Source organism: Steroidobacter sp. (assembly GCF_016790065.1).
Taxonomy (GTDB): domain Bacteria; phylum Pseudomonadota; class Gammaproteobacteria; order Steroidobacterales; family Steroidobacteraceae; genus Steroidobacter.
In genome coordinates, this window is the sequence record NZ_JAEUPY010000538.1 from 1 (window position 1) to 2,766 (window position 2,766).

A 2,766-nucleotide genomic window follows, 5' to 3' on the forward strand; every position below is an offset into this window, starting at 1 on the left:
GAGCTGCCGAACGATTGGCAGATGGAGACCGACTACACCTGGACCAGCAACGTGAATCGCCAGGGCAGTGCGCAGTTCTATTCATCCACGGTGCCGCTGGCGATGTATACCGGTGCGTTGAATCCTTTCGTTGATTCAAGCGTGAGCACGCTCAACCTGTCGCCGTATCGTGGCAATGCTTGGGGCCGCTTTCCGTCATCGCTGGATAACATGGCACTGCGCGTGGCCGGCCCGATCTGGCAGTTGCCGGCCGGCAGTCCGACGCTGGCCATCGGCTTGGAACGCCGCAAGGAGAGCATGGAAGAGGGGCCGTATCGTTGGAACTATCCGACGCTGCCGGTCTATAGCTTGAATCGGACGTATCGCGGACAGTCGCAGACTGTGTTGAGCGCTTACGCCGAGTTGAAAGTGCCGCTGGTGTCGTCGGCTAACAGTGTGCCGTTCGTGCGCGAGCTCGATCTGCAACTCGCCGGCCGCACGGAACATTTCAAAGTGTCCACCGGCACGTCGTACATCGACGCGGGCACCAACGCTGCAATCGTCAACTCGGAAGTGACGTACAGCTCCACCAATCCGACCATCGGCCTGCGCTTCAAACCATTCGACGGCATCATGCTGCGTGCGAGCTATGCCACCGGCTTCCTGCCGCCGGACTTCGGTCAGTTCATGGCGCCGATTCTCGGCGGTGGCGATTCGACTGGGCCGAACGCCACGCGCAACGTGATCGATCCGCTGCGGGGCAATCAGGTGACTGCGGTGAACTTCATCGCCGGCGGTAATCCCGACATCGAACCACAGAGCTCGACCAGCTGGAGCCTGGGCTTGGTGTGGGAACCGGCGTTCGTCGAAGGCTTGCGGGCCAGCGTCGATTGGTATCGCCTGAAGCTGAAGGACGTGGCAGTGACGCCGACTCCGCAGCAGATCGTCAATCTCGAACGCTTGTATCCGAACCGCGTGCGTCGTGCGGCGGCCTCGCCAGGCGATCCATACGGCGTTGGGCAGCTGACCTTGGTGGATTTCAGTTTGCTCAACGCCAATGAAATGTCCACCGAAGGTGTCGACTTCACCTTGAGCTATCGTTTCGGCGCTGGCTCGTGGGGTAACTTCCAGCTGGCGGCGATGGGTACCACCATTCGTTCGTTCGAGCGACAGACTGCTATCGGCACGCCGCTGGTCGATGTGGTCAACGATGTGGCCGACAACGGCCCGCTCAAGCACAAGGGCAATCTGTCTGCTACTTGGGTGCGCGGTGCGTGGAAAGCCGACTGGATGGTGAGTTACTTCGGGTCGTACAACCAGTACGACACGGGTGGCTTGACGACGTACGTGCTGGCTCAGGGCAGTCGCACCGTGCCGAGCCAGACTTATCACGACGCCGTGCTCGAGTATCGCTGGCAGGATGAGTCGAGCGGCACGTTGAGCGATCGGTTGCTGTCTGGAACCACGGTGCAGCTGGGCATCAGCAACGTGTTCGACAAGACGCCGCCGTTCGATGCTTATTACAACTTCAATAACTACATCAGCCCGTTCGGCGACGCGCGTCTGCGGGAATACTGGTTGTCGCTCACCAAGCGATTCTGACCTCGGCGACGCCGGCCGCCATCGCTGCGGCCGGCGTCGATCTCCCGTCCCGCGCGGAGTTCTGCGTTGTTTACTATTCTCAAAGCAACCGCGTTTCGCGGGTGTTTGCTTGCGCTGCTGCTTTTGGTTGGCTCGGCGGCTTTGGCCGATGTGCCGCTCGCGCAGCGAGTGCTCACGTTAGACCGAGGCGTCCAGGATCCTGCTGTTTCCAATGACGGCAAGACCGTTGCTGTGGGCTTGCTGGGCCAGATCTGGCTCGTGCCGATAGAAGGCGGCGTTGCACGGCAGTTGACCTCCGGCAGTGGCTGGCGCTCGCATCCCGCGTGGTCACCCGATGGACGCTTTCTGGCTTATGCGTATCAGCATCGCACTGGCACGGATCTCGTCGTCCGTTCGCTTGGCGATGGTACTGAGCGAACCGTTCACACGACCAAATTCCAGATCGGACAGATCGAGTATCACGAGGCGCGGCGTGAGATCTTCTTTATTGAAGAGCGCAGTTATCTCAAGGCGTACTTGTGGTCGGTGCCCACGGCTCACTACTACGAGTACGACTACGTTGCCGATCTCACGTTACCTCATGGCGGCGGTGTGCCGAAGCAGTGGACGTTCGGTAGCAGCATGCAGGCCGATTGGTCCTTCGCATTCTCTCCGGACGGCAATCGCGTGGCGCTGGAACATGTCGGCGACTTTGCTCCGAGCAAACGGGAGTTGATCGTACTGAACCTGCGGGACAGCCAGATGCAGCGCCTGCCGGATCCGGCGCAGGACGGCGACCCTTCGCTAGCTTGGACCCGTGATGGACAGTCGTTGCTGTACATGGATCGCGAGGACGGCATGGATCATGTCACCTTGCGCTCGGTAAATACCGGCGAGACACGACGGATCTTTTCGAGTGTTTATGACGGCAAGCAACTGGTCCTGCATCCCGATGGGAAATCGGCTGTCATGGTGGCGGGCCGCAAGCTGTTTCGTCTACAGCTCGACTCTGGTCGACGCACTCCCATCGCGTTTACAGCTCGTTTGCAACTTCCCGCCCGCGCACGGACTGATCTGCGCATCGTCAACGCACGCTTGTTCGATGCCACTGGCGACGCGGTTGCTGAGCACGCCGGTGTCGATATTGAAGAGGGTCGCATCGTGCGCTTGTGGACTGGTGTCGCGCCGGTGGCCTTGAAGAAGGGC

The 2,766-nt window shown here is 60.5% G+C and carries 1 protein-coding gene and 1 pseudogene; both read left to right on the top strand.

The annotated features are described in order from the left end of the window. Positions 1-1,581, top strand: a 1,581-nt coding sequence (locus JNL55_RS22250) for a TonB-dependent receptor domain-containing protein (protein ID WP_293859096.1), incomplete at its 5' end; no start/stop codon positions are given. Between the two features lie 66 nt (positions 1,582-1,647). Continuing rightward, positions 1,648-2,766: pseudogene (locus JNL55_RS22255) on the top strand (hypothetical protein); the annotation flags it as partial.